22 protein-coding genes are annotated in these 23,600 nt (G+C 68.2%); 3 read left to right on the top strand and 19 right to left on the bottom strand.

What is annotated here, in order from left to right; translation table 11 throughout:
* Positions 1-162: 162 nt before the first annotated feature.
* Entirely contained in the window at positions 163-1,374 is a 1,212-nt protein-coding gene (locus FBY39_RS14855) for a PrsW family intramembrane metalloprotease (protein ID WP_141933183.1), read from the bottom strand.
* A 62-nt stretch (positions 1,375-1,436) separates the two neighbouring features.
* On the opposite strand from FBY39_RS14855, the gene FBY39_RS14860 reads away from it, so the two are divergent.
* Positions 1,437-2,300 (top strand): fumarylacetoacetate hydrolase family protein, encoded by an 864-nt coding sequence (locus tag FBY39_RS14860; RefSeq protein ID WP_141933185.1) that lies wholly within the window; start codon positions 1,437-1,439, stop codon positions 2,298-2,300.
* 59 nt (positions 2,301-2,359) lie between these two features.
* Here FBY39_RS14860 and FBY39_RS14865 read toward each other — a convergent pair whose 3' ends face one another.
* The 5 genes from FBY39_RS14865 to FBY39_RS14885 form a co-directional block, all read right to left on the bottom strand.
* A complete protein-coding gene (locus tag FBY39_RS14865; RefSeq protein ID WP_141933189.1) occupies positions 2,360-2,803 on the bottom strand; it encodes a DUF4190 domain-containing protein in 444 nt (147 codons plus the stop codon).
* Positions 2,804-2,856: 53 nt separating this feature from the next.
* Positions 2,857-4,335, bottom strand: coding sequence for an aspartate ammonia-lyase (locus FBY39_RS14870; RefSeq protein ID WP_141933191.1), 1,479 nt, complete (start codon positions 4,333-4,335; stop codon positions 2,857-2,859).
* A 133-nt stretch (positions 4,336-4,468) separates the two neighbouring features.
* The gene (locus FBY39_RS14875; protein WP_141933193.1) at positions 4,469-5,377 is read right to left on the bottom strand and encodes a phosphodiesterase; all 909 of its coding nucleotides are present in this window, start codon (positions 5,375-5,377) and stop codon (positions 4,469-4,471) included.
* A 32-nt stretch (positions 5,378-5,409) separates the two neighbouring features.
* Entirely contained in the window at positions 5,410-5,742 is a 333-nt protein-coding gene (locus tag FBY39_RS14880) for a peptidase (RefSeq protein ID WP_141933195.1), read from the bottom strand.
* Complete coding sequence (locus tag FBY39_RS14885; protein ID WP_141933197.1) at positions 5,739-6,986, bottom strand: inorganic phosphate transporter; 1,248 nt, start codon at positions 6,984-6,986, stop codon at positions 5,739-5,741. Before FBY39_RS14885 ends, FBY39_RS14880 begins: the two co-directional genes overlap by 4 nt.
* A 193-nt stretch (positions 6,987-7,179) precedes the next feature.
* On the opposite strand from FBY39_RS14885, the gene FBY39_RS14890 reads away from it, so the two are divergent.
* Entirely contained in the window at positions 7,180-9,267 is a 2,088-nt protein-coding gene (locus FBY39_RS14890) for a S9 family peptidase (protein ID WP_141934261.1), read from the top strand.
* Between the two features lie 125 nt (positions 9,268-9,392).
* Here the strand turns inward: FBY39_RS14890 and FBY39_RS14895 are convergent, their stop codons facing one another.
* From FBY39_RS14895 to coaBC, 7 genes are all read right to left on the bottom strand, one after another.
* On the bottom strand, positions 9,393-10,328 hold the full coding sequence (locus FBY39_RS14895) for a hypothetical protein (protein WP_141933200.1): 936 nt from the start codon (positions 10,326-10,328) through the stop codon (positions 9,393-9,395).
* The gene (locus FBY39_RS14900) at positions 10,325-10,630 is read right to left on the bottom strand and encodes a hypothetical protein (protein WP_141933201.1); all 306 of its coding nucleotides are present in this window, start codon (positions 10,628-10,630) and stop codon (positions 10,325-10,327) included. The genes FBY39_RS14895 and FBY39_RS14900 overlap by 4 nt, the downstream gene beginning before the upstream one ends.
* Positions 10,631-10,680: 50 nt before the next feature.
* Complete coding sequence (locus FBY39_RS14905; protein WP_141933203.1) at positions 10,681-11,709, bottom strand: 6-phosphofructokinase; 1,029 nt, start codon at positions 11,707-11,709, stop codon at positions 10,681-10,683.
* Between the two features lie 98 nt (positions 11,710-11,807).
* Positions 11,808-13,967, bottom strand: coding sequence for a DEAD/DEAH box helicase (locus FBY39_RS14910; protein WP_141933205.1), 2,160 nt, complete (start codon positions 13,965-13,967; stop codon positions 11,808-11,810).
* A gap of 196 nt (positions 13,968-14,163) precedes the next feature.
* Positions 14,164-14,790 (bottom strand): hypothetical protein, encoded by a 627-nt coding sequence (locus tag FBY39_RS14915; protein ID WP_141933207.1) that lies wholly within the window; start codon positions 14,788-14,790, stop codon positions 14,164-14,166.
* Positions 14,791-14,823: 33 nt separating this feature from the next.
* A complete protein-coding gene (locus FBY39_RS14920) occupies positions 14,824-15,717 on the bottom strand; it encodes a glycerophosphodiester phosphodiesterase family protein (protein ID WP_141933209.1) in 894 nt (297 codons plus the stop codon).
* Positions 15,718-15,797: 80 nt separating this feature from the next.
* The gene (coaBC, locus tag FBY39_RS14925; protein WP_141933211.1) at positions 15,798-17,009 is read right to left on the bottom strand and encodes a bifunctional phosphopantothenoylcysteine decarboxylase/phosphopantothenate--cysteine ligase CoaBC; all 1,212 of its coding nucleotides are present in this window, start codon (positions 17,007-17,009) and stop codon (positions 15,798-15,800) included.
* A 39-nt stretch (positions 17,010-17,048) separates the two neighbouring features.
* On the opposite strand from coaBC, the gene FBY39_RS14930 reads away from it, so the two are divergent.
* Positions 17,049-17,765, top strand: a complete 717-nt coding sequence (locus FBY39_RS14930) for an NRDE family protein (RefSeq protein WP_141933213.1) — start codon at positions 17,049-17,051, stop codon at positions 17,763-17,765.
* A 26-nt stretch (positions 17,766-17,791) separates the two neighbouring features.
* Here FBY39_RS14930 and FBY39_RS14935 read toward each other — a convergent pair whose 3' ends face one another.
* The 6 genes from FBY39_RS14935 to FBY39_RS14960 form a co-directional block, all read right to left on the bottom strand.
* Complete coding sequence (locus FBY39_RS14935; protein ID WP_141933216.1) at positions 17,792-18,655, bottom strand: aldehyde dehydrogenase family protein; 864 nt, start codon at positions 18,653-18,655, stop codon at positions 17,792-17,794.
* Complete coding sequence (locus tag FBY39_RS14940; protein WP_141933220.1) at positions 18,652-20,094, bottom strand: aldehyde dehydrogenase family protein; 1,443 nt, start codon at positions 20,092-20,094, stop codon at positions 18,652-18,654. Before FBY39_RS14940 ends, FBY39_RS14935 begins: the two co-directional genes overlap by 4 nt.
* 46 nt (positions 20,095-20,140) lie before the next feature.
* Positions 20,141-21,148 (bottom strand): deoxyribose-phosphate aldolase, encoded by a 1,008-nt coding sequence (gene deoC / locus FBY39_RS14945; protein WP_141933223.1) that lies wholly within the window; start codon positions 21,146-21,148, stop codon positions 20,141-20,143.
* A 268-nt stretch (positions 21,149-21,416) separates the two neighbouring features.
* The gene (locus FBY39_RS14950; protein ID WP_141933226.1) at positions 21,417-22,190 is read right to left on the bottom strand and encodes a hypothetical protein; all 774 of its coding nucleotides are present in this window, start codon (positions 22,188-22,190) and stop codon (positions 21,417-21,419) included.
* The gene (locus tag FBY39_RS14955) at positions 22,187-23,146 is read right to left on the bottom strand and encodes a bifunctional riboflavin kinase/FAD synthetase (protein WP_141934263.1); all 960 of its coding nucleotides are present in this window, start codon (positions 23,144-23,146) and stop codon (positions 22,187-22,189) included. The genes FBY39_RS14950 and FBY39_RS14955 overlap by 4 nt, the downstream gene beginning before the upstream one ends.
* Positions 23,143-23,571: a hypothetical protein gene (locus tag FBY39_RS14960; protein WP_141933229.1), complete on the bottom strand. Its 429-nt coding sequence runs from the start codon at positions 23,569-23,571 to the stop codon at positions 23,143-23,145. The genes FBY39_RS14955 and FBY39_RS14960 overlap by 4 nt, the downstream gene beginning before the upstream one ends.
* Between the last annotated feature and the right edge of the window lie 29 nt (positions 23,572-23,600).

Consider the following 23,600-nt stretch of genomic DNA (forward strand, 5'->3'; position numbering starts at 1 on the left):
ACCCGAGGCGCGGCGCTCGGTCAACGCGACAAGGCCCGCGAGGACCTCTCTTGACACGTCCGGGCCGCTCCCGGCAAGCTGTCGGCAAGCCAACTCAGCGCTCGGTCGTCACGCAGGCATCGCCGCGGCACCGGGCGCTGGGTTCGTCTCTGGGACTTCCGGCTACGGCGCGAACAACGCGGCGCGTGCGGCCGCCGTGCGCGCCAGCAGCGCATGCTCGTCTTCGCGCGCGTGCGGATCCCGACCGGACACGGCCCGCTGGCGCGCGGCAGCCAGACCCGTGGCATCCACGATGAAACCCCGCATGATGGGGCGGCGATCACCGCGCAGCGTTCCCGCCCACGCGAGCGCCGCCTTGCGCCCCGCCGACGTCGCGAGCATGTCGACCTCTTGCCGCGTGAACCAGCCGGCGTCCGCGTAGTCGCCGAGGCGGACGCGAGTGAGCCGCGCCTCCTCTCGACGCAACGCGAGCACACCCAGGATGAACGCCGCGAAGAGCGGAACCTGGAGGGTCCAGTAGAGGCCGAAGAAGTCGCCGAAGACGGCGGAGCCGTTCCAGAGGGCGTGCAGGGCGATGGCGCCGACCAACCCGAGAAGCAGCGGACCGATGGCGCTCTTCGCGCCGCGTCGCGCCGCGAGTCCCAGCGCGAAACCCGTGACGCACGTGAACATGACGTGGGCGAACGGCGAGAGGATCCCTCGGATGAAGAACGTCGCGGATGCATCGGCGGCCCCGCCCTCGAGGAAGCTGATCGCGAAGTACTGGATGTTCTCGGTGAAGGCGAAGCCGGCGCCCACGAGCGCTCCGTAGACGATGCCGTCGACGGGACCGTCGAACGCGCGACGTGCCGTCACGAAGATGATGTACAGGCCCAGCCCCTTCGCGACCTCCTCGACGATCGGGGCCTGAACGACACTCGAGAAGACATCGGAGCCGGGGGCGCCTGCCGCACCGAAGAGGAGCGACAGCGCGAGGTCGACGCCGAGCGCGATGCCGACGGATGCGATCGCGCCCCACGCGACCGCGAAGATCACGAGTCCGCGGGGCTCGGGCTCCCATCGGTCGACGAGCCGCACGGCGATGAGAACGCCGGCGAGCGGAAGGAGGGCGAGGACCATCCCGACGAGCGACGCACCGGGCCCGATCGCATCGAGGAAGTAGGCGACGAGTCCCACGAGGATCAGGACGAGGATGCCGATCGCCCAGATCGGGGCGGTCCGCCCTTTCCGGGGCTGCACCGGCAGCTCGGACGGCACAGTCCCCACGGCGGGAATCGTCGCCGGCGTGGCGACGCTCGGCTGCGCGAGCGAAGACGGGAAAGCGGGCGGAGTCAGCGACGGGCGCGAGCGGGGGGCACCGGGGTCCATCGTCATGCGAAAAGCCTAAAGGCACGCGTCAGGCGCGGGACGACACCACGGGCGGGTAGCGTGGAAGGATGCGCTTCGCCCACGTGATCCCCGCGGGGTCCGCCGAGCCGCGTCTGGCCGTCATCGACGAGGAAGACGCCGTCATCGTCGCCGATCTCTTCCCCGATGCACCGCGGTCTCTCGAGGGCCTCATCGCGGGAGGCGACGATCTGCTCGCACGCGTCCGCGACGCGGCGGCCACGGGCACGCGTCATCCACTTGCCGACATGACGTATGCCTCGGCCCTCCTGACCCCGCCCGTCATCCTCGCGATCGGGCTGAACTACGCTGCGCACTCGAGCGAGCTGGGACTCAAGACGGATTCGACGCCTACGGTGTTCGTGCTCTGGCCGAACTCGCTGACGGGCCACGACGCGACGATTTCCTGGCCGCGCGCGCTCAGCGAGTCGGTCGACTACGAGGCCGAATTGGGCGTCATCATCGGCCGTGCCGCGAAAGACGTCTCCCCCGAGGATGCGCTCGATCACGTCTGGGGTTACACCGTCGTCAACGACATCACCGCACGGGACATCCAGTACTCCGAAGCGCAGTGGTCGAGGTGCAAGTCGTTCGACGGCTTCACTCCCACGGGCCCGTTCGTCGTGACGGCCGATGAGATCGCCGACCCGCAGGATCTGCACGTCTGGACCGTCCTCGACGGGCGCACGATGCAGGACGCCACGACGGGACAGATGGTCCGCCCCGTCTCGCACCTGATCTCGCACCTGTCGAAGTCGGCGACGCTCCTGCCGGGCACCCTCATCTCGACGGGAAGCCCCGGCGGGGCAGGGTACAGCCGCGACCCGCAGGTGTTCCTCCGCGACCGATCGACGGTCACGGTCGGCATCGACGGAATCGGCGAGCTGACGACCCACTGCCGGATCACCGGCTGACATCCACCGGGGTCGACCTCAGACCGATCCTCTGGTCAGCCCTCCGGTCAGCCTTGAGATCAGGACGGGCAGCCCTGGAGCGTCACAGTGGTTCCATCGATCTCGTGGACGCCGTTTCCGTACTCGCTGCACAGACGCAGGAATTCCTCTGTGACAGCGGGGACGATGACGGCGATGACAACGATCGCGACGATGATGCCGATCACGATCAAGATCGAGCTGATGATGATCGCGGCGAGCGCGAACCCGTTCTTCCGGCCCGCCTTCCGGCTCTGCACGAGCGCGACGATGCCGAGAACGAGGCCAACGATCTGGATGAAGAACGACAGCACGAAGGCGACGATGCCGAGGGTCTTGCCGGGCACCGGCGCCGAGGCGGGCTCACCGTACGGAGCCGGCGGTGCGGCGGAGTACTGCGGTGCCGCAGGCGGCGGCGCGGACTGATAGGACGGGGCTGCGGGCGGCGGCGTGGTCGGATCGGACGGCGTGTTCGGATCGGTCATGGAATTCCCCCCTCGAGAATGTGCGACGACGCCAGCGTAGCGACTGGACCGCCTCAGCGCTCGGGAGCCTCGCCGACGACGATGTCCTCCGCGCTCTGGATGACGGGGATCGCGGCCGTGATGGTTTCGAGGCCCGACAGCCGAGCCGGCGAGAGCTGCTTGATCACTTCGTCGCGGCTCATGAGCCCTGCCTCGACGACGAGATCCGCGACGTTGCGGCCGGTGAGGAGTGCAGCCTTCGCGAGGGCGGCCGAAGCGGCATACCCGATGAAGGGAGTGAGCGCGGTGACGACTCCCACAGATGAGCCGACCATCGCGCCGAGACGCTCGCGATTGGCGGTGATGCCGTCGACGCAGTTGACGCGCAACGTGTACATGCCCCGCCGCATCCACGTGATCGACTGGAAGATCGAGTGAGCGATGACGGGCTCGAAGGCGTTGAGCTGAAGCTGTCCGCCTTCGACGGCCATCGTCACCGTGAGGTCCGCTCCCGCGACCGCGAAGGCGACCTGATTGACGACCTCGGGGATGACGGGGTTGACCTTGCCGGGCATGATGCTGGAACCTGCCTGCCGCGCCGGCAGATTGATCTCACCGAAGCCTGCCTGTGGTCCCGACGACAGGAGACGCAGGTCGTTGCAGATTTTCGAGAGCTTGATCGCGTTGCGCTTGAGCGACGACGAGAACGACATGAATGCACCGGTGTCACTCGTGGACTCCACGAGGTCTGTCGCAAGGTCGAGGTCGAGACCACTGATCTCTCTCAAGTGGCGCAGGACCGCGCTGCTGTATCCGGGATGCGTCGTGATACCGGTCCCGATCGCCGTCGCGCCCATGTTGATCTCGTAGAGGAGGTAGGCGTTCTCCCTGAGGCGGCTGTAGTCCTCGCCGAGCGTCGTGGCGAACCCGTGGAACTCCTGCCCGAGCGTCATGGGTACGGCATCCTGAAGCTGCGTCCGCCCCACCTTGAGGACGTCGTGGAACTCGACGGCCTTGGCGAGGAACGCGCGACGCAGCAGGTCGAGTTCATCCAGGAGCGAGCGAAGGTCCAGTCCGAGTCCGACCTTGATCGCGGTCGGATACACGTCGTTCGTGGACTGGCTGCGGTTCGTGTGGTCGATCGGCGACAGGAAGGCGTAGTCGCCCTTCTCGCGCCCCGCGAGCTCGAGAGCGATGTTGGTGATGACCTCGTTGGCGTTCATGTTGGTCGACGTGCCCGCGCCGCCCTGGATGACGCCGACGACGAACTGGTCGTGGTGTTCCCCGTCGATCACGAGTTGCGCCGCGCGATCGATGAGGTCGGCCTTGTCGGGATCGAGCACGCCGATCTCACGGTTCGCTCGCGCAGAAGCCTGCTTGACCATGCCGAGTGCGATGACGAGGTCGCGGTAGACCGAGATCGGACGCTTGGAGATCGGGAAGTTCTCCAGAGCGCGCGCCGTGTGGATGCCCCAGTAGGCGTCAGCGGGGATTTCCAGCGATCCGAGCGAGTCGGTCTCGGTGCGGGTGGGCTCAGCGTCGGTGGATGCCATGTGTCTGTCCTCGTGGGTCACGTCGTCGTGCGGGATGTTTCGAGGGTAGTCCCGACCCCACCCCCTCCTTCCGTACACCACGGAGGATCGATCACCGCCGTGCATACACTCCGTACATCCCGCACGGTATCCATTACGCGGGCTTCCGCGAGAACGCCTCGAGCCGTTGCTCCGGTGTGAGGGCGGCCATGCGCTCGACCCACTCCCGCGTGAAGTGATCCCCCGTGGGCGCTTGGTCGATCGGCACGACCGAATGGGTGATCGTCGAGTCGTACACATGCACGAGGTGGAACGACTGCCCGGCATCCATCCCGTTCACTTCGACCCCCGGGCGCGCCAGGTTCATCGTGTAGCACGTGGCTGCCGCGACGTTCACGGGGATGCCGCCGAACGTCCCGCTCGTCGAGTAGTGCAGGTGACCGCCGAGAATGGCGCGCACGTCCGATCCGGCGAGGACGGCCGCAAGGCGGTGCTGGTCGCGCAACTCGAGGATGTCGAACAGCGGAATGTGCGACGGGAGCGGAGGATGGTGCAACGCGATGATCGTGCCGAGAGGCGCCGGAGTCGTCAACACGTCGCGCAGCCAGTCGAGCTGGCGATCGTCGAGCTCTCCGTGATGCCAGCCGGGCACCGACGTGTCGAGCGCCACGAGTCGCAGCCCGCCGAGGTCATGGACCGACGTGAGCGCCTCCTCGGTCTCCTCGGCCCCCCAGAGCTCTCGCCGCATCGCGGGACGCTCGTCGTGATTGCCCGCGACCCAGACGATCGGCGCCCCGAGTCGTGCGGCGACAGGCTCGACGGCGGCGCGGAGAGCGCGGTACGCCTCCGGTTCGCCGAGATCCGTGAGATCGCCCGTGAAGACGAGCGCGTCGGGGCGGAGTCCTGTCCGCTCCACCGTCTCGAGCGTGCGGGCGAGGTTCGCCGCCGTGTCGATCGTGCCGCTGAGCCGCGCGTCGCCGCCCAGGAGATGCGTGTCGCTCAGGTGCACGATCGTGCGCCCGGCGGGTGGGTACTGACCGAATCGAACGGATGCCGCGTCCATGAAGCCACCCTACGGGGGGCGTGTGACAGCGATCAGTGGTTGAAGACGATGAGCAGGATGCCACCGAGCACGGCGGCCGCGCAGACGCCGAACGACGCGTACGCCCCGACGAGAGCGACGGCCTTCTCGCGCTCGCTCAGAGGGCTCCTCTTCGCCGCCTTGGCAGCCGCCTTCTCGGCTCGCTTCGCGTCCTTGGCGGAGATCACCGTGATCGCGTCGGTGAACTCCGCGGGCGCAACGACGGGCGCCCGCCCCGCGCGCACGAGGAGCCGCAGACCCATCGCGTAGAACGTCACGACGACCACCGCGCCGATCAGGGCTGCCGCGAACACCTGGACGAAGGCGAGCCAGTTGATCTCGATCATGACCGTCGACCTTCCTTCGCGTCCTCGGTGTCGGACGCGCGGGCGTCCTCCTCCTGAGCGGCGCGCCTGCGCCGGGTGGGCGGCGGATTGCGCTTGACCTTGACCGCCGCCCCCGAGTCGGCGACCTCGCTCATGGCATTCCCCGCGTTGACGGCGTTGCGCCGCGAACGCCAGAAGAGGCCCACGATGATCGCGAGCGCGATGAGCGCGTCGATCAGGACGCCCCACGTTCCGAGCCACACGACGACGAGGGCGGCCGCCGCACCGACGGCGCCCGACGCCGGAAGCGTGAGGATCCAGCCGACCATGATGCGTCCGACGGTCCGCCAGCGGATGCTCGAGCCCCGACGTCCGAGGCCGGAGCCGATGACCGATCCGGATGCCACCTGCGTCGTCGAGAGCGCGAAGCCCAGCGCGCTCGAGGCGAGGATCGTCGACGCCGTCGACGCCTCCGCGGAGAAGCCCTGGGCGGGCTTGACGTCCGTGAGTCCCTTGCCGAGGGTGCGGATGATGCGCCACCCGCCCATGTAGGTGCCGAGCGCGATCGTGACGGCGCACGCGACGATGACCCACAGTTGCGGCTCGGGACTCCCCGAGGACTGCCACCCGACAGTGATGAGCGCGAGGGTGATGACACCCATCGTCTTCTGGGCGTCGTTCGTGCCGTGCGCGAGGGCGACCAGCGACGACGTGAAGATCTGGCCCCACCGGAATCCGTCGCGCCCGTCCGGCTTGGCGTCGTAGCGGCGGGTCACGGCGTAGGCGATCTTCGTGACGGTGAACGCGATGATCCCCGCCGTCAAGGGCGCCACGAGGGCCGGCAGGATGACTTTGCTCAGCACGACCCCGAAATCGATCGCCATGACGCCGACGCCCACGAGGGTCGCACCGATGAGACCGCCGAAGAGGGCGTGGGACGACGACGACGGCAGTCCGAGGAGCCACGTCAGCATGTTCCAGGTGATGGCGCCGATGAGCCCCGCGAAGATGATCGCCGGGAACACGCCCGCCGAGATCTCGTCCTCGCGGATCATTCCGCCCGAGATCGTCTGCGCGACTTCCGTTGACAGGAAGGCGCCCACGAGGTTCAGAACGGCCGCCAGGAGCACTGCCGTGCGGGGCTTGAGCGCCCCCGTCGCGATCGGTGTGGCCATCGCGTTGGCCGTGTCGTGGAATCCGTTGGTGAAGTCGAAGAACAACGCCAGCGTGATGACCAGAACGATGATGATGGCTGCGGCTTCCACCCGTTCGCTTTCCGTATGAAGAGCAGGAATGTGGTGCCGACGAGATCGGCGTGACGAACGAACAGTTCACCGTGTGTTCATGAACCGGCAACCGGCCAGAAGGAATCCTCGCACCGGGTCGGGGCCTGGTCAACTCGGCGAGCGTGATCCGCACTAGCGTTGTCGTGTGAACGACACCGGCCCTTCCACACCCATGCCCGTCGCCGAGCCGCGCCCCATGGTGCGGTCGCATCACGGCGACGACGTCGAAGACCGCTACGAGTGGCTCCGCGAGAAGGATGACCCCGCCGTCATCTCGCACCTCGAGGCCGAGAACGCGTACACCGACGCACGGACCGCGCACCTCGCGCCGCTGCGCGAGCGCATCTTCGACGAGATCAAGGGCCGCACCCTCGAGACCGACCTGTCCGTCCCTGCCCGCCGGGGCCAGTGGTGGTACTACGGGCGGACCGTCGAGGGCAAGCAGTACGGCATCCAGTGTCGAGCGCCGCTCGCCGCCGAAGACGACTGGAACCCGCCGACCCTCTCACCCGACGCCGAAGTGCCCGGCGAAGAGGTGCTTCTCGACGCCAATGCCGAAGCGGAGGGGCATGACTTCTTCTCACTCGGGAGCTTCGAGATCACGACGGACGGCACCCGCATGCTCTACGGCGTCGACGTTGCGGGCGATGAGCGGTACACCATCCGCGTCCGCGACCTCGTGACAGGTGAGCAGCTTCCCGATGTGATCCCCGACACCTTCGCGGGGGCGTCCTTCTCGCCCGACGGACGCTTCATCGTCTACACCACCGTCGATGACGCGTGGCGTCCCGACACGGTGTGGCTGCACGAACTCGGCACACCCGTCGCCGACGACCGGAAGCTCTTCCACGAACCCGATGAGCGTTACTGGGTCGGCGCCGGATTCACCCGCAGCGACCGCTACCTCGTCATCGGGCTCGGGTCGTCGATCACGTCGGAGGAATGGCTCCTCGACGCCGACGACCTCCGCGGAGAGCCTCGCGTGGTCTGGCCCCGTCGCGACGGCGTCGAGTACGAGTCGGAACACGCGGTCGTCGACGGCGAGGACGTCCTCTACATCGTTCACAACGACGGTGCGCTCGACTTCGAGCTGGTGCGAGTCGCGGCATCCGACCCCTCCGGCCCGCGCGACGTCATCGTCGCTCACCGACCGGGCGAACGACTGCTCGGAGTCTCGACGTTCCGGGACTGGGGCGTGCTCGGATACCGACGTGATGGCCTCGCGCGGCTCGGTCTCCTGGACTACACCACGAACGCTGTGGAGGAGCTTTCGTTCGACGAGCCTCTGTATGCCGTCGGGACCGCAGGGAATCCGGAGTGGGCGCCACCGCTCCTGCGCCTCTCCTACGGCTCGTTCGTCACCCCCGGCACGGTCTACGACTACGAGGTCTCGACGAAGCAATTCCACCTTCGCAAGCAGCAGCCGGTCCTGGGCGGGTACGACCCTGCCGACTATGAGCAGGCGCGAGTGTGGGCGACCGCGCAAGACGGCGCACAGGTACCGGTCTCGCTCGTGTGGAAGCGCTCGTTCGGCGACCTCGGATCGGCACCGCGACCGCTCCATCTCTACGGCTACGGCTCCTACGAGCACTCGATCGAACCCGGCTTCTCCGTCGCGCGGCTGTCCGAACTCGACCGCGGCGTCGTCTTCGCCGTCGCCCACGTGCGCGGCGGCGGCGAAATGGGCCGTCAGTGGTACGAAGACGGCAAGATGCAGGCCAAGCGCAACACGTTCACCGACTTCGTCGACAGCGCACGGCACCTCGTCGACAGCGGCTACACGACCCCCGACCGGCTCGTCGCCGAGGGAGGCTCCGCGGGCGGACTGCTGATGGGCGCCGTCGCGAACCTCGCGCCCGAGCTCTTCGCCGGAGTGCTGGCCGAGGTCCCGTTCGTCGACGCGCTCACGACCATCCTCGATCCGTCGCTCCCCCTCACGGTCATCGAGTGGGACGAGTGGGGCGACCCCCTTCACGACGCCGACGTGTACGCCTACATGAAGTCGTACACGCCGTACGAGAATGTCCGCAGCGACGTCGCGTACCCGCGGATCCTCGCGGTCACGTCACTCAACGACACCCGCGTTCTCTACGTCGAGCCCGCGAAGTGGGTCGCGCGCCTACGCGAGGTAGGCGCTGACGCCCTCCTGAAGTGCGAGATGGTCGCCGGCCACGGCGGCGTCTCCGGGCGCTACAACTCCTGGCGCGAGCGCGCGTTCGAGCTCGCGTGGCTGCTCGACGTCCTCGGCGTCGCGGACTGACCCGCCGCCCGGCTGCACGCGGCATCCCGAAACACCCAGCCGCCGAGACTCAGGATCTCGCCGAGACCGGGCAGCAAACCGCTCGGTCTCGGCGTATCCCCCGGTCTCAGCGAGCCACGCGCTCCTCATAGCGAGCGCGGGTTCGCGCGGAGCGTGGCCAGCATGCGCCTGTCTCTCGCTCGTGCGGGGGTGAGCCCGGTGCTGCGGAGAACGGCATCGAGCGGATCGGCGCGCATCGCGTCCTTCCACTCCCATCGGGCCACCGGCCCCACGTTCCGGCGGAGCCGGTCCTCACGCCGTTTCTCGCGCACGAGGGCCTCCCGCGCGGAGGCTGTGTCCTCGAGACCGTATTTGCCGTACCCGTCCGACTCGCCGATCGTGCGGCGGGATCGCCAGAAGAAGTCGATACGGTCGTCGACGCCCTCATGTGCGAACTCGACCTGGAGATCAGGCGAGTCGTATCCCAACCACTCGATCACCGCGCGGGAGAGCGACTCCCCTGCCGATTCGGCACGGTCTGTAACGCGCTCCTGAATCCAATCGAGCCGTCGTACCCCGCGGCGGTCCGCCTGCGCGCGGCCGAGATCGGCCACCCTCACGTGGTCGATCCCGAGACGCCGCGCGACAGCATCGGCGACTCCGAGGCCGAAGGCCGGCGGAAGCACGCGAGCAAGGGCGACCGCCGTCGCCTGAGCGGACGTCGCGAGGTTGCCGTCAATCACCTCGATCGGCTTGTCGTCCGTCCATCCGTGCACGACGACATCGCCTTGTCGCCAAGACTTTCCGTCGGCGCTGAGGAGGTGGATCGCACGCGGCTCGCCGAAGACAGGTAGCCCATGCAAGGATGCCGCGGACTCCAGCGCGAAGACGGGATCGCTCCAGGTCTGCGCGACCGCCAGAACGCGAAGGCGATAACGCTCCCAGGCGGGCAGTCCGTCCCATATCGAACTATCGACGTAGACCCCGGACCGGATCCGGTGCAGGCCCGGCGTCCGATCCAGACGCGGCGCTGTGGGCGGATGATGGCGCGCCAACAGCAGCGCGGGGATCTCGAACGTCACGTCGGCATCGTGGCGCATGTGACCACGGCATCCGTCACCATCCACAGGTCAGCGTCGTCGCTCGCCCGCGCCCCGGCCTGTGGAGGAATCGACATCGCCGCGGCTGCACGCCGCTGAGACTGGGGATTCTGCCGAGACAGGGCGGCGTGCCACTCGATCTCGGCGAAACTCCCGGTCTCGACGAAGAGCGCAGGCCGCACCGGATGCCGCATCCGCCGCGCGATCGCACGGTGGGCGAACCGAAGTCGATCCGCATGGCGCGCCGACACCGAGAGTCTCGCCGAGACAGGGCGGCGTGCCACTCGGTCTCGGCGAATCCCCCGGTCTCGGCGAAGAACGCGGGGCGTCGGGGTCAGCCGAAGAGCGCGGCGGCCTCTTCGTAGCGGTAGAGGGGAACCGTGTTCAGCTCACCCAGGGCCTCGGCGAAGGGGACGCGCACGATGTCGGTGCCCTTGAGAGAGACCATCTGGCCCCATGCCTGGTCGACGACGGCGTCGGCGGCGTGGAGGCCGAGCCGTGTTGCGAGCACGCGGTCGAACGCCGACGGCGACCCGCCGCGCTGAATGTGGCCGAGCACCGTCGCGCGCGTCTCGATCCCTGTGATCCGCTCGATCTCGGGCGCGAGGATCTCACTGATGCCGCCGAGGCGCGGGCGGTTGAACGCGTCGAGACCCTTGTCGCTGAAGGCCTCTTCCATGTCGGTGAGCTTGAAGCCCTCCGAGACGACGACGAGCGGGGCTCGTCCGCGATCGTGGGCTCGCGTCACCTGATCGATGATGTCGTCGAGCGAGAGCGGCACTTCGGGGATGCAGATCACGTGGGCTCCTGCAGCGATGCCGGCGTGCAGCGCGATCCAGCCCACGTGGCGCCCCATGACTTCGGCGACCATGCACCGCTGGTGCGAATCGCCCGTCGTGCGGAGCCGGTCCATCGCGTCGGTGGCGATGTTCACGGCGGTGTCGAAGCCGAAGGAGTAGTCCGTCGCGCGGAGGTCGTTGTCGATCGTCTTCGGAACACCCAGAACGTTGATGCCGTCCTTCGAAAGCCGGTCCGCCGCGGCGAGCGTGCCTTCGCCGCCGATCGCGATGATGCCGTCGAGGCGGTGACCGTACATCGTCTTGGCGATGTTCTCCGCTCCACCGCGAGGGCCCTCGTAGGGGTTCGTCCGCGACGTGCCGAGGATCGTTCCGCCGACCTTCGAGAGGCCCTTGACCTCGTGGCGCGTGAGCGGGAAGAAGTCGGCATCGACGACGCCGCGCCAGCCGTCGCGGATGCCGACGAACTCCAAGTCATACGTGGTCGTGCCTTTCAGCACGACGCCGCGGATGACCGCGTTGAGTCCGGGGCAGTCGCCGCCGCTCGTGAGGATGCCGATCTTCATGCTGGATTCCTTGCTGTCGGGTCAGAGGCCGGCGACGGTGCCGTACCGACACTATCGCCGGGAACGCGTGGCTGCCACACGGTCCCGCGACGCGGGGGTCACTCTCCTCCGAGCGCCTGCCGGAGGAGGTGCATGAGCGCCGACAGCTGGACCGAGTCACTCGACTGCGGATCGACGGCCTCGCCGTCGAGCGCGCGAGCGGCGAGCCCCTGCTTCGAGTCGATGAGCTCCGCGATCTTCGTGTCGATGGTGTGCGCCGCGATGATGCGCCATGCCGTCACCGGCTCACCCTGGCCGATGCGGTGCACGCGGTCGATCGCCTGCGTCTGCTCGGCCGCGGTCCACGACAGCTCCGCGAGCACGACGTTCGACGCCGCCTGCATGTTGACACCGACACCGGCCGCGGTGAGAGAGCACACCGCGATTCCGACCTCGGGATCGTTGTTGAACGCGTCGATCGCCTGCTGGCGCGCGGCGGTCGTCTGGTCTCCTCGAAGTGACACCGTCTTGAGACCGGCTCCTCGGAAGTGCGCCTCCGCGGCATCCATGACATCGATGTGCTTCGCGAAGAAGACGACCTTACCGACGGAGCGCTGGAGCTGAGCCGCATAGTCGGCGGCCAGTACCGCCTTGGCCTGGCCGATCCGGCGCACCATCGTGAAGACGTTCTCGGAGCCCGTTCCGGCGGCCTTCGACTCTTCGAGCTCGTTGTGGGCGACGAGGCGCACGATGTCCTCGTCGATCTCGCCGGGTGCGAGACCGCGGTCGCCGCGAGCCTCGATGATCCGGCGATACTTCGCGGCCAGCCGTTCGCCGAGTTCGCGCTCAGCCTGTCGGATCGAGCGCCCGAACTCGTCGTCGAGTTCGACGGGGAGATCGGCGATGAGCTTGTCGGGGAGGTCGGCGGCGACGTCCTTCTTGCGCCGACGGACGATCCCCATCGAGATGACGGCTTCGCGTGCGGCGGGATAGAAGGCCTTGTCTGCCGGCGTCAGTCCCGTCTCGTCGAGCTTCTCCATGAGAACGGGGCCGGGCTTCTCGCCGTTCGTCCATCCCAGGAAGCGCCAGATCGCGTCGAAGTCCTCGACGTCGTTGATGAGCGGTGTGCCGGTGAGGGCGAGCATGAGCGGATCGCGCAGCTGCTCCCGGATCCGCGCCGCGAGCGCGAGGACGTTCTGCGAACGCTGCGACGTGAGGTTCTTGATGAAGTGGGCCTCGTCGACGACCATGCCCTTCAGGCCGATCGAGCTCAACCACGAAAGGTGACGATCGAGGATCTCGTAGTTGACGATGAAGACGTCGGCGAAGGCATCGATGTTCTCACCGTCGCCGGAGATGACGGTCGCACGGCGTTGCGGTGTCCACCGCTCGACCTCGCGCGCCCAGTTCATCTTCACGACGTTGGGCACGACGACGAGAAGCGGGTAGGCGTCGGCGACGGATGCCGCGAGCACCGACTCCGCAGTCTTGCCGAGGCCCGGCTCGTCGGCGAGCAGGAAGGAACGGTGGCCTTCACGCACGGCTTCGAGGAACCGCGACTGGTGGACCATGACTTCCAGCCCCTTGGGCGAGAGACGGTCGAACTCGGGCTGCGGAGGAAGCGGCATCGACGCCGCGCCTCCACCGGCGCCGGTCTCGAAGGCCTTGTAGAGGGGCCCCATGAGCTCCCAGCCATCGAGCCGTCGTCGCGGAGTCTCTTTCGGGACGCGCATCGAGAGGTCGGGGGCGAGGAACGGATTGGCCTCCCGTCGCGCCTCGATCTGCGGCGGAACGACCTGGCGCTCCGCGAGTGCGGCGGGGACGACGGCGGTCACGGCCGGAGCGGCATCCGTGATGATCAATTCGTCGGGCGCGAGCTCTGCGCCCGATTCGATGAGCCAATCGCGACGCATGCGCCGCGCGACGGGGGACGTCGCCTGGTCGACTTCGAGCAGCTGGATGAGGGACGTGTCGCGCGCCGCCGTCTTGGCGAGGATCGTCGCGACCCCGTCGAGCCGCTTGAGCAGCTCGGAGCGGGTCGAGTCGGTGAGTGCTGTATCGGCCTTGACCCGCGCGCGCTCTTCGCGCACGAGGAAGGCGATCACCTGGAACTTCACGCGGTTCGTGGGCCCGAGCTTGCCGCGCTGCGACTTCGCCTCGACCTCGCGCACTTTGCGCGCGAGGATCGGGATGATGGGCGCCTCGTCGTCACGACGTGCGGGCGAAGGCTTGCGGCGGCGCTGAGTCGTTCTCTGCGTCGCGGATGCCGTAGGCGGCATACTCCTCCTCAGGAGAGAATCCGGATGCTCCGGATGGCCGGTCTTCACCGGCGAAGTGCGGGCTCCCGAAGGCGGCAGGGTGGCCGTCACGGCCTCGGGATGGGATGTGCCGCCCCCGGCCGCGGGCACTCACTTCTGCGAGCTGCGACGTCGGATGACGGTATCCCCGCCGACAGTCTAGCCTGTCGGCGAGCGATCATCCCCAGAGCGACGTGACGATGTCCTCGACATATCCTTCGGGGAGGTACTGGATCCAGCGGGTGGAGACCCAGCCGTTGCCGCTCAGGTAGTGCGTTTCGCCGAGGGTGACGAGTTCGTCGTCGAGCGTGATCATCTCCTGCTGGATGCGATGGATGGTGCCGGAGGCGTAATCCTCGGCCGAGAAGCCGGACTGCTCGAACGCGGTGAAGAGCGCGTCGCGCTGCTCGGGGGTGATGATCGTGACGTTCGTTGCGATCCCCCGTTCGGACGGCGGGCCCCACGAGCAGCGGATGGTCTGTTCCGCGGACTCGATGACTCCGATCGCCTCGGCGTTCTCGGTGGAGAGCATCGTCGTTCCCGGATCGTTCATCGGCGGGATGTCGGCCTGGAGGGTCGCGAGCATCCCGGGCGAGTAGAGCTCCTCGCACGCGGCGGGGAGGACGAGGTCGTCGCCGTCGTCGGGTTCGGTCGTCGCACTGCCGCTGGGAGCAGCGGACGACGCGGTCGGCATCGGCGCGGAAGACGAAGAGGTCGGTACCGGCTCAGGAACACACGCTGTGAGCATCCCGGTGACCATCAGCGCTGCGGCGCCGGCGATGAGCGTACGGCGGAGCGGTGACATGAAGACCTCCCAATGCGACGGACGGGTCCGACCCTACCCGCCGCCGGCCGAGACCTGCTGCCACGTCGACAGCGTGCCGGGATCATCCGTGACGATCCCGTCGACGCCGAGAGACGTCGCCTCGTTCCAGTGAGCGTCGTCGTTGAGGGTGTAGACGATGACGCGTCGACCCGCGTCGTGCATCTCGTCGATGATCTCGGGCCTGCGCACGACGGCGGCGCGACTCGCGATGATGCCCCGCGCGCCCGCTTCTGCGGCAGCGCTCACGACGTCGTCGGGGAGATGACGCAGGATGAGGAGGCGCGGGATGACCCCCGACGCGTCGGCCGCGAGCGCGAGCGTGCGGGCGTCGAAGCTCGCGAGCGCGATGCGCCGCGTGAGGGCGCGGGTCTCGAACTCCGTGACGAGAGCGGCGACGGCTGCGGCATCCCACTCCCCCTTCAGCTCCACGATCGCGCGCTGCGTGGTCCCGGCGAGGACGTCGGCGAACTCGGACAGCGTCGGCACCAGGGTGCCGGCGAACTTCTCGTCGAACCACGACCCCGCGTCGAGGCTGCGCACTTCGGCGAGTGTGAGGTCGGAGATGCGCCCGGATCCGTCCGTCGTCCGATCGACCGTCGCGTCGTGCAGGAGCACAGGGTGGCGATCAGCCGTGAGGGCGACGTCGACCTCGACGTAGTCGAAACCCTGCGCGAGAGCGGCTTCGATGGCGGGAAGCGTGTTCTCGGGCGCCGTTGCGCCACCCCCGCGATGGCTCGCGATGAAAGCGGCGTCCCCCGGCATCCGCGGTGTCCCGAGCGCCTCGGTCGCGCCCACCCGCGCGGGAGTCACTCCGAGAAAGGCGATCATGACGCTCGCCAGGCTCAGGACGCAGACGATGGCGAGGGCGTGCGCGCGCGATCGCGGAGGCGCGGAGTGATCGGGCATCGGGCATGTCCTTCGCAACGGTGCGTCGACGTCTTCATCGACGCCGTCCCGTCACTCTACCCGTGGCCGTTACCGTTCTGTTACCTATTTTTCATCCGCATAGCGTGAATCGCGTTCCACAACGCCACGGCGACATCACCCTTGCTGCCGGCGACCGTATCGACGACGCCTCCACCCCGCTCGATGAGCACGACCTCGTTCTCGCTCCGCTCGAATCCCTTCGCCCACCCGACCTCGTTGACGACCAGCAGGTCGGTGTCCTTCCGCGCGGCCTTGCGGCGGCCACGGTCGATGAGCGTCTCGCCGTCGCCCGGCATCTCGGCGGCGAACCCGACGATCGTCTGACCGTCGCGCCGATCCCGCGCGAGGCCCGCAAGGATGTCCTCGTTCTCCACGAGCTCGAGAGTCAGCCCGCCGACGCGGCCCTCCTTCGTGAGCTTCCGAGGTGCGATGTCGGCGACACGGTAGTCGGCGACGGCGGCGGCCATGACGACGACGTCGGCGGTGAGCGCGGCATCCCGCACCGCTTCCGCGAGATCCTTCGCCGTCGCCGCGTGCACGATGCTGATTCCCGGTACGGGGACGAGCACGTCGTCTTCGACGTGTGCGGCGACGAGCGTGACGGATGCTCCTCGGCTCGCCGCCTCGCGCGCCACCGCGATCCCCTGCCGACCGCTAGACCTGTTGCCGATGAAGCGGACGGGATCGATCGGCTCGCGCGTGCCGCCCGCACTCACGACCACGGAGAGCCCCTCGAGGTCTCGGCGGGCGCCGACGACTCCGAGCGCGGCCGAGACGATCTCCTCGGGCTCCGACATGCGCCCGGGTCCGCTGTCCCCGCCCGTCAGCTCTCCTTCCGCAGGGCCGACGATGTGCACGCCGCGCGCACGCAGCAGCGCGACATTGTGCTGCGTCGCTGCGTGCCGCCACATTTCGGTGTGCATCGCGGGCGCGACGACGACGGGCGCGGAGGTGGCGAGCAGAGTCGTCCCCAGCAGATCGTCGGCGAGGCCGGCCGCCATCTTGGCGAGGCTGTTGGCAGTCGCCGGCGCGACGACGACGAGGTCGGCCGCCTGACCGAGAGCGACGTGGCGGACGCGCGCGACGTCGTCATGGACGGAAGTCGTGACAGGATGGCGGCTGATCGCCTCCCACGTGGGAATACCGACGAACCTCACGGCGTCTTCTGTGGGGACGACGTGGACGTCGTGCCCCTGCTTCACGAGGAGGCGCACGATGTGCACCGACTTGTAGGCAGCGATGCCGCCCGTCACACCCACGACGATGAACACCTTCCGATCCTCCCACGTTCCTCAGAGGAGAGCCCTGACATGTGCACGGTCGTGATCCGCGTGCCCGCTTCGTCCGACGAGCCGACCCGGGTTCTCGCGATCCGCGATGAGGACCCCTCGCGTCCGTGGAATCCGCTCGGCCGGTGGTGGCCCGAGTCTCACGATGGCGTGCTCGGTGTCCGCGATATCCGCGCCGGTGGAGCGTGGCTCGCGGCCGACCCCGGCGAGAGCCGACTCGCCGTGCTCCTCAATCGCGCCGATGTCTCGACCCGACCCGAGTCGGAGATCACGTCGCGCGGAAACCTCGTGCTCGATTCGGTCGCGGGCCGCACGATCGACGGCACGCCGACGACGCACGGCTTCAATCTCGTCGAGGTCGACGGGCCCTCCGCGCGCGTCGTGACGTGGGACGGCGAGACCGTACACACGCAGGAGCTCGCCCCGGGCACGCACATGATCGCGCACGATGACGTCGACGACGCCTCGACACCGCGTATCGCGCGCTGGCTCGACGACTTCCGGAGCGCGCGTCTGGAGGACGACGAGCGGTGGTGGGATCCGTGGATCGAGATTCTCGAGCGGACGGCCGAACTCGACAGCACCGACGACGCGGCGATCATCCGCGACAACCGCCCGTACGGTTATCCGACGCTGTCACTCCTGGCGTGCGTCGCCAGCGTGGGCGCCGACACCGTCGACGTCCGCTATGGCGAGCTCAGCGAGCCGGGACGGCTCGACGGACTCGACCTGTCCTGACGTCCGGTCGGGGAACCAGGCCACCGTCAGACGAGGCTCTTCGGATGCCAGACGGTCTTGGTCTCGGTGAACGCCGCGATCCGCTCGAGGCTCGGGGCCGCGGCATCCGGTCCTGATTCCGGTCCGAGGACGCGCGTCAGCGTCTCGGCCGCCGCGATCTGCAGCGAGACCCAGTCGATCTCACCGGCACCCACGAGGTCGAGGCCGTGGACATCGGGGTGCGCAGCGACCCACGGCGCGATCTCGGCCGGCGAACCCGTGAGGAGGTTGACCACCCCCGCCGGTACGTCAGACGTCGCGATGACTTCCGCGAGACTGATGGCCGAGAGCGGATAGCGCTGGGATGCGATGGCGACGACGGCGTTCCCGCTCACGAGGGCCGGGGCGATCGCCGAGACGAGTCCCACGAGCGCCGTGTCCTGCGGAGCGACGATCCCGACGACCCCGGTCGGCTCGGGCACCGAGATGTTGAAGTACGGACCCGCGACCGGATTGCCGTTGCCGGTGACCTGCGCGAACTTGTCGCACCATCCGGCGTACCAGACCCACCGATCGACTGCTTCGTCCACTTCGGATGCCGCGGCCTTCGCCGACACACCGGTCTGCTGCACGATCTCGTCGATGAACTGGGCGCGGCGCCCCTCGAGGATCTCCGCCACGCGGTACAGCACCTGGCCGCGGTTGTAGGCCGTCGCACCCGACCACGACCCGACGGCGCCGAGGGCGGCCGTCACGGCGTCGCGGGCATCCTTGCGCGATGCCGCCGCCGCGTTGGCGAGGAAAGCGCCCTTCGAAGAGAGGACCGGATACGTGCGGCCGGACTCGCTGCGCGGGAACTTTCCGCCGATGTAGAGCTTGTAGGTCTTGGGCACCGTCAGTCGCTCGCTCACGCCGCTCCCCCCTTCAGGTAGGCCAGAAGGCCGTGCTTGCCGCCTTCCCGGCCGTAGCCGGACTCTTTGTAGCCGCCGAACGGACTCGCCGGGTCGAAGCGGTTGAACGTGTTCGCCCAGACGACGCCCGCCCGCAGGCGGTCCGCGACGGCGAGGATGCGCGAGCCCTTCTCGCTCCACACTCCGGCCGACAGCCCGTACGGCGTGTTGTTGGCCTTCGCGATGGCTTCGTCCGGCGTGCGGAACGTCAGAACGGACAGGACGGGTCCGAAGATCTCGTCGCGCGCGATGCGATGACTCGCCTGCACGTTCGTGAAGATGGTCGGCGCGAACCAGAATCCCTGATCGGGGATCGCACAGTCCGCCGTCCACCGTTCAGCGCCCTCTGCCTCGCCGATGCGGCTCAATTCGCGAACGCGCTCGAGCTGCTCGCGCGAATTTATCGCCCCGATGTCGGTGTTCTTGTCGAGCGGGTCGCCCAGCCGCAGGGTCGACAGACGCGCCTTGAGGCGTTCGACGACCTCGTCGTGGATCGACTCCTGCACGACGAGACGGCTCCCCGCGCAGCACACCTGGCCCTGATTGAAGAAGATGCCGGTGACTATGCCGTCGACGGCCTGCTCGATGGGAGCGTCGTCGAAGATGATGTTCGCCGCCTTGCCGCCGAGCTCGAGCGTGACCTTCTTGCTCGTCCCCGCGACCGATTTGGCGATCTCGCGACCCACGGCTGTCGAGCCCGTGAAGGCGACCTTGTCGACGTCGGGATGCCGGACGATCGCGGCGCCGGTCGCTCCCGCGCCTGTCACGATGTTCACCACGCCGGCGGGAAGATCGGCTTGCTGCAGGATCTCCGCGAAGAGCAGCGCCGTGAGGGAGGTCGTCTCGGCCGGCTTCAGCACAACGGTGTTGCCGGCGGCGAGGGCCGGGGCGACCTTCCACGCGAGCATCAGCAGCGGGAAGTTCCAGGGGATGACCTGACCCGCGACGCCCAGAGCACGAGGATTCGCGCCGAGACCCGCGTGATCGAGCTTGTCGGCCCATCCTGCGTAGTAAAAGAACCAGGCCGCTACGAGTGGCACATCGACGTCGCGGCTCTCCTTGATGGGCTTGCCGTTGTCGAGGCTCTCGGCCACGGCGAGCTCCCGGGCGCGCTCCTGGACGAGACGCGCGATGCGGAAGAGGTACTTCCCCCGGTCGCGACCGCTCATGCGCGACCAGACCTTGTCGTACGCGCGGCGCGCGGCGGCGACCGCCGCGTCGACATCTGCATCGGATGCCGCGGAGATCGTCGCGATGTGAGACTCATCGGCCGGCGAGATGGTCGCGAAGGACTCGCCGGTGCCGGCGCGGAACTCGCCGTCGATGAACAGTCCGTACTCGTCTCGGAGGTTCAGGATCGCGCGGGACTCCGGCGCGGGTGCGTATTCGAGGAAGCTCATGTCGTGTCTCTTACTTCGATGGGTGAGCAAGTGCCGAGGTCGACGGTCAGTCGATCGTGACGTAGTCGGTGCCGGTGTAGTGACCGGTCGTGAGCTTCTGCCGCTGACGCAGCACATCGTTGAGCAGGCTCGATGCTCCGAAACGGAACAGGTGCGGCTGGAGCCACTCTTCGCCCACCGTCTCGGCGACCGTGACGAGGTACTTGAGAGCATCCTTCGACGTGCGGATGCCGCCGGCGGGCTTCACGCCGATCTTCTCCCCTGTCGCACGGTGCCAGTCGCGGACGACCTCGAGCATGAGCAGTGTCGTCGGGAGCGTCGCGGCGGGCTGCACCTTGCCGGTCGACGTCTTGATGAAGTCACCGCCCGCGAGGATCGCGAGCCACGACGCCCGCTTGATGTTGTCGTAGGTCTTCAACTCGCCCGTCTCGAGGATCACCTTGAGCGACGCCGACGTGCCGTCCTCGCGGCGGCAGGCCTGCTTGACGCGGGCGATCTGGTCGTAGACGAGACCGTAGCGACCCGACAGGAAGGCGCCGCGGTCGATGACCATGTCGATCTCGTCGGCACCCTCGGCAACGGCCTCGGCCGTGTCGGCGAGCTTGATGTCGAGGGATGCCCGCCCGCTCGGGAACGCCGTGGCGACGGCCGCGACGCTCACGCCGCCGTCATCGGGATCCCCGTGCGCTTCACCCAGCGCGTCGACGGCATACGGCACCATGTCTCCGTATACGCAGACGGCGGCGACGCGCGGACAGGTCTGGTCCGAGGCATCCGGATTGAGCGCCTTCGCGACGAGGGAGCGGACCTTGCCGGGGGTGTCCGCACCCTCGAGGGTCGTGAGGTCGATGAGCTCGACGACCTTGTCGAGCGCCCAGGCCTTGGAGGAGGTCTTGATGGAGCGGGTGCCGAGATCCGCCGCACGCTGCTCGAGTCCGACCGCGTCGACACCCGACAGACCATGGAGATAGCGCCTGAGGGTCGTGTCGTCGGGCTCGCCGCCGAGGAGTTCGACGGCGCGCTCTGGCAGCGTCTGGAGATCGGTTCGGCTCATGGCTCTCCTGTCTCGGATGTTCGGTCGTTCTTGGGGAAGATGTTCCGGCGATGTCACAACGCCAATCTCGGTGGCGGAAATGTTGCCACGGTGATGGGCACGGAACGAGGTGCTGTCGCGTGCACGCGGATCCCGATCCGAGACCGGCGGTGCTCGCCGCGACGAAATCGGACGTGAAGATCAAGCCTACCTCGCCCATCCTGACAGGGCGGTGGAGGGAGGTCTGCGGCGTCCACTCCTCGATGGTAGGACGGTCCGCCGCGGGGATCTACGGGGTGGGACCCGACGGTTCGGTGGGATCCTGCGGCATCCGTCGGTCCGACTCACGCGGAACGGGCGGGAGGCTCGTCAGCATCTCGCTGAGCAACGCATCGGCGGTCGTTCCGCGCTCGCGCGCCGCACGCTCGAGTCGCGCGTGCGTCTCCGCGGCGATGCCGGACGCCGCGGAGCGGTCGCGCAGGAGGAGCGAGATGACGGGCACGACGACGGCACCGAGTGCGGCGAGGATCGCGGCGATGCCCAGCACGCGGGGGAAGATCTCGCCGTCCGTGCGGTCGGGCCACCAGATGACATAGAGGACCATTCCCAGCACCACGGCGAAGAGCCCCAACGTCGCGATCAATCCGATGCGCACCGCCGAGCGGTCGCGATCGGCGAGGAGCAGGAGGAGCGACGCGAGCGAGAACGCAGCGGTCATCGCGATGCCGGACCACGTGATCTGCCAGAGTTCGTCCGGCCAATCCCACTCCGACCATACGAGGGCGATCGCGAACCCTGCGGTCGCGATCGACACGGCGGCCCCGATGAGTCCGAAGGGTTGCAGTCGGCGTCCCACGAGGGCGACGCAGCACAGGACGGCGACGCTGAAAGCGCCCACGATCGCCGTGGTCGAGAGGACGCGCCACGCCGTCTCGTTGAGCTCTCCACCGAGGAGCGCGACGATGCCGCCGAGCGCGGCGAGGCTGAACGAGCCGATGATGACTCCGACGATCACTCGCCGCAGGATCGAAACCGTTCCGCGTCGCGAGCGATCGTCTGTCATGTCAGCGTCTCCCGCACCTTGTCGATGTCGTCGGCCATCTGCGCCTTGAGAGCCTCGACGCCCTCGAACGCGACCATACCGCGCACGCGGTCGGTGAACTGCACCTCCACGCGGTGGCCGTACAGGTCGAGGTCGGTCTCGTCGAGGACGTGCGCCTCGACCTGCCTCGCGACGACATCGTCGAAGGTCGGATTCGTCCCGATGCTGATGGCGGCGGGATACCGGATGCCGGGACGAAGACCGTCGGCGGATCCCTCGTCGATGAGCCACCCCGCATAGACGCCGTCGGCGGGCACGAACCCCTCGAGCTCGGTCGAGAGATTCGCTGTCGGGTAGCCCAGCTCGCGACCGCGTTTCAGCCCGTGGACGACCTCGCCCCAAACGGCCGGAGCGCGACCCAGAAGCCTCGACGCGGTCGCGACGTCGCCCTCGGCGAGGAGTTCGCGGATCCAGGTCGAGGAGACGCGGCGGCCTCCCTCGATGGCTCGCACGTCCTCAACGATCTCCACCTCGAAGCCGAGCTCGTCGCCCAGATCGCGCAGCGTCTCGGGAGTGCCGGCTCCACCCCGCCCGAATCGGAAGTCGCTCCCGACCAGAACGATCGTCACTCCCAGCGCGCCGACGAGCACGTGCTCCACGAACTCGCGGGGCGACAGGTCGGCGAGAGCGCGGTCGAACGTCAGCATGAGCGTCGCGTCCACGCCCGTCTCGGCGAGCATCTGGAGCTTCTGGTGCACGCCGATCACGTTCGGCGGACAGAGGTCTGGACGGAGGAGTGCAAGCGGATTGCGATCGAAGGTGACCGCGACGACGCGAGCACGGCCCGTCGCGGCATCCACTCGCGCCCTGTCGATCACTGCACGGTGCCCCGAGTGGACACCGTCGAACTTGCCGATCGCGACGACCGACGGTCCGAAGCCGGGAGGCACCTCAGCGGGATCGCGGAAGACGATCACGAGACCACCGCGCTGGGCACGCGGGCCGGTGCGTGCGTCATGAGCCACCACAGCCCCAGGAAAGGAAGAACGAGCGGCACGAAGAGATACCCGAGACCGAACCACGACCACACCGTGGGATGCGCGAAGAGATCGGGGAGGACGAGCGAGAGCGTGCCGACCACGACGACACCCACGAGCTCGAAGACGATCGCGATCCACGCGATCCGGTACCACCGGGGGGAACCCGCGAAGATGAGAGCGAGCGTCGCGAGGATGTACACGATCGCCGACACCGCGGAGAGCGTGTAGGCGAGAGGCGCTTCATCGAATTCGCGGACGATCTGGACGAAAGAGCGACCGGTGGCAGCGAGGGCCATGATCGCGTAGACGACCACGAGAACCCGGCCGATGCCGGTCATGCGGGAGCGGGACGGCGACGACATGACCCGTCAATCCTAGGCCGGATGGCAGC

Source organism: Microbacterium sp. SLBN-146, assembly GCF_006715145.1.
Lineage (GTDB): Bacteria > Actinomycetota > Actinomycetes > Actinomycetales > Microbacteriaceae > Microbacterium.

Excerpts from the sequence above, each read along its gene's own strand:
- FBY39_RS14855 (WP_141933183.1), bottom strand. The coding sequence starts at position 1,374 with ATGACGATGGACCCCGGTGCCCCCCGCTCGCGCCCGTCGCTGACTCCG.
- FBY39_RS14860 (WP_141933185.1), top strand. The coding sequence starts at position 1,437 with ATGCGCTTCGCCCACGTGATCCCCGCGGGGTCCGCCGAGCCGCGTCTG.
- FBY39_RS14865 (WP_141933189.1), bottom strand. The coding sequence starts at position 2,803 with ATGACCGATCCGAACACGCCGTCCGATCCGACCACGCCGCCGCCCGCA.
- FBY39_RS14870 (WP_141933191.1), bottom strand. The coding sequence starts at position 4,335 with ATGGCATCCACCGACGCTGAGCCCACCCGCACCGAGACCGACTCGCTC.
- FBY39_RS14875 (WP_141933193.1), bottom strand. The coding sequence starts at position 5,377 with ATGGACGCGGCATCCGTTCGATTCGGTCAGTACCCACCCGCCGGGCGC.
- FBY39_RS14880 (WP_141933195.1), bottom strand. The coding sequence starts at position 5,742 with ATGATCGAGATCAACTGGCTCGCCTTCGTCCAGGTGTTCGCGGCAGCC.
- FBY39_RS14890 (WP_141934261.1), top strand. The coding sequence starts at position 7,180 with ATGCCCGTCGCCGAGCCGCGCCCCATGGTGCGGTCGCATCACGGCGAC.
- FBY39_RS14905 (WP_141933203.1), bottom strand. The coding sequence starts at position 11,709 with ATGAAGATCGGCATCCTCACGAGCGGCGGCGACTGCCCCGGACTCAAC.
- FBY39_RS14910 (WP_141933205.1), bottom strand. The coding sequence starts at position 13,967 with ATGCCGCCTACGGCATCCGCGACGCAGAGAACGACTCAGCGCCGCCGC.
- FBY39_RS14915 (WP_141933207.1), bottom strand. The coding sequence starts at position 14,790 with ATGTCACCGCTCCGCCGTACGCTCATCGCCGGCGCCGCAGCGCTGATG.
- FBY39_RS14920 (WP_141933209.1), bottom strand. The coding sequence starts at position 15,717 with ATGCCCGATCACTCCGCGCCTCCGCGATCGCGCGCGCACGCCCTCGCC.
- FBY39_RS14930 (WP_141933213.1), top strand. The coding sequence starts at position 17,049 with ATGTGCACGGTCGTGATCCGCGTGCCCGCTTCGTCCGACGAGCCGACC.
- FBY39_RS14940 (WP_141933220.1), bottom strand. The coding sequence starts at position 20,094 with ATGAGCTTCCTCGAATACGCACCCGCGCCGGAGTCCCGCGCGATCCTG.
- deoC (WP_141933223.1), bottom strand. The coding sequence starts at position 21,148 with ATGAGCCGAACCGATCTCCAGACGCTGCCAGAGCGCGCCGTCGAACTC.
- FBY39_RS14950 (WP_141933226.1), bottom strand. The coding sequence starts at position 22,190 with ATGACAGACGATCGCTCGCGACGCGGAACGGTTTCGATCCTGCGGCGA.
- FBY39_RS14960 (WP_141933229.1), bottom strand. The coding sequence starts at position 23,571 with ATGTCGTCGCCGTCCCGCTCCCGCATGACCGGCATCGGCCGGGTTCTC.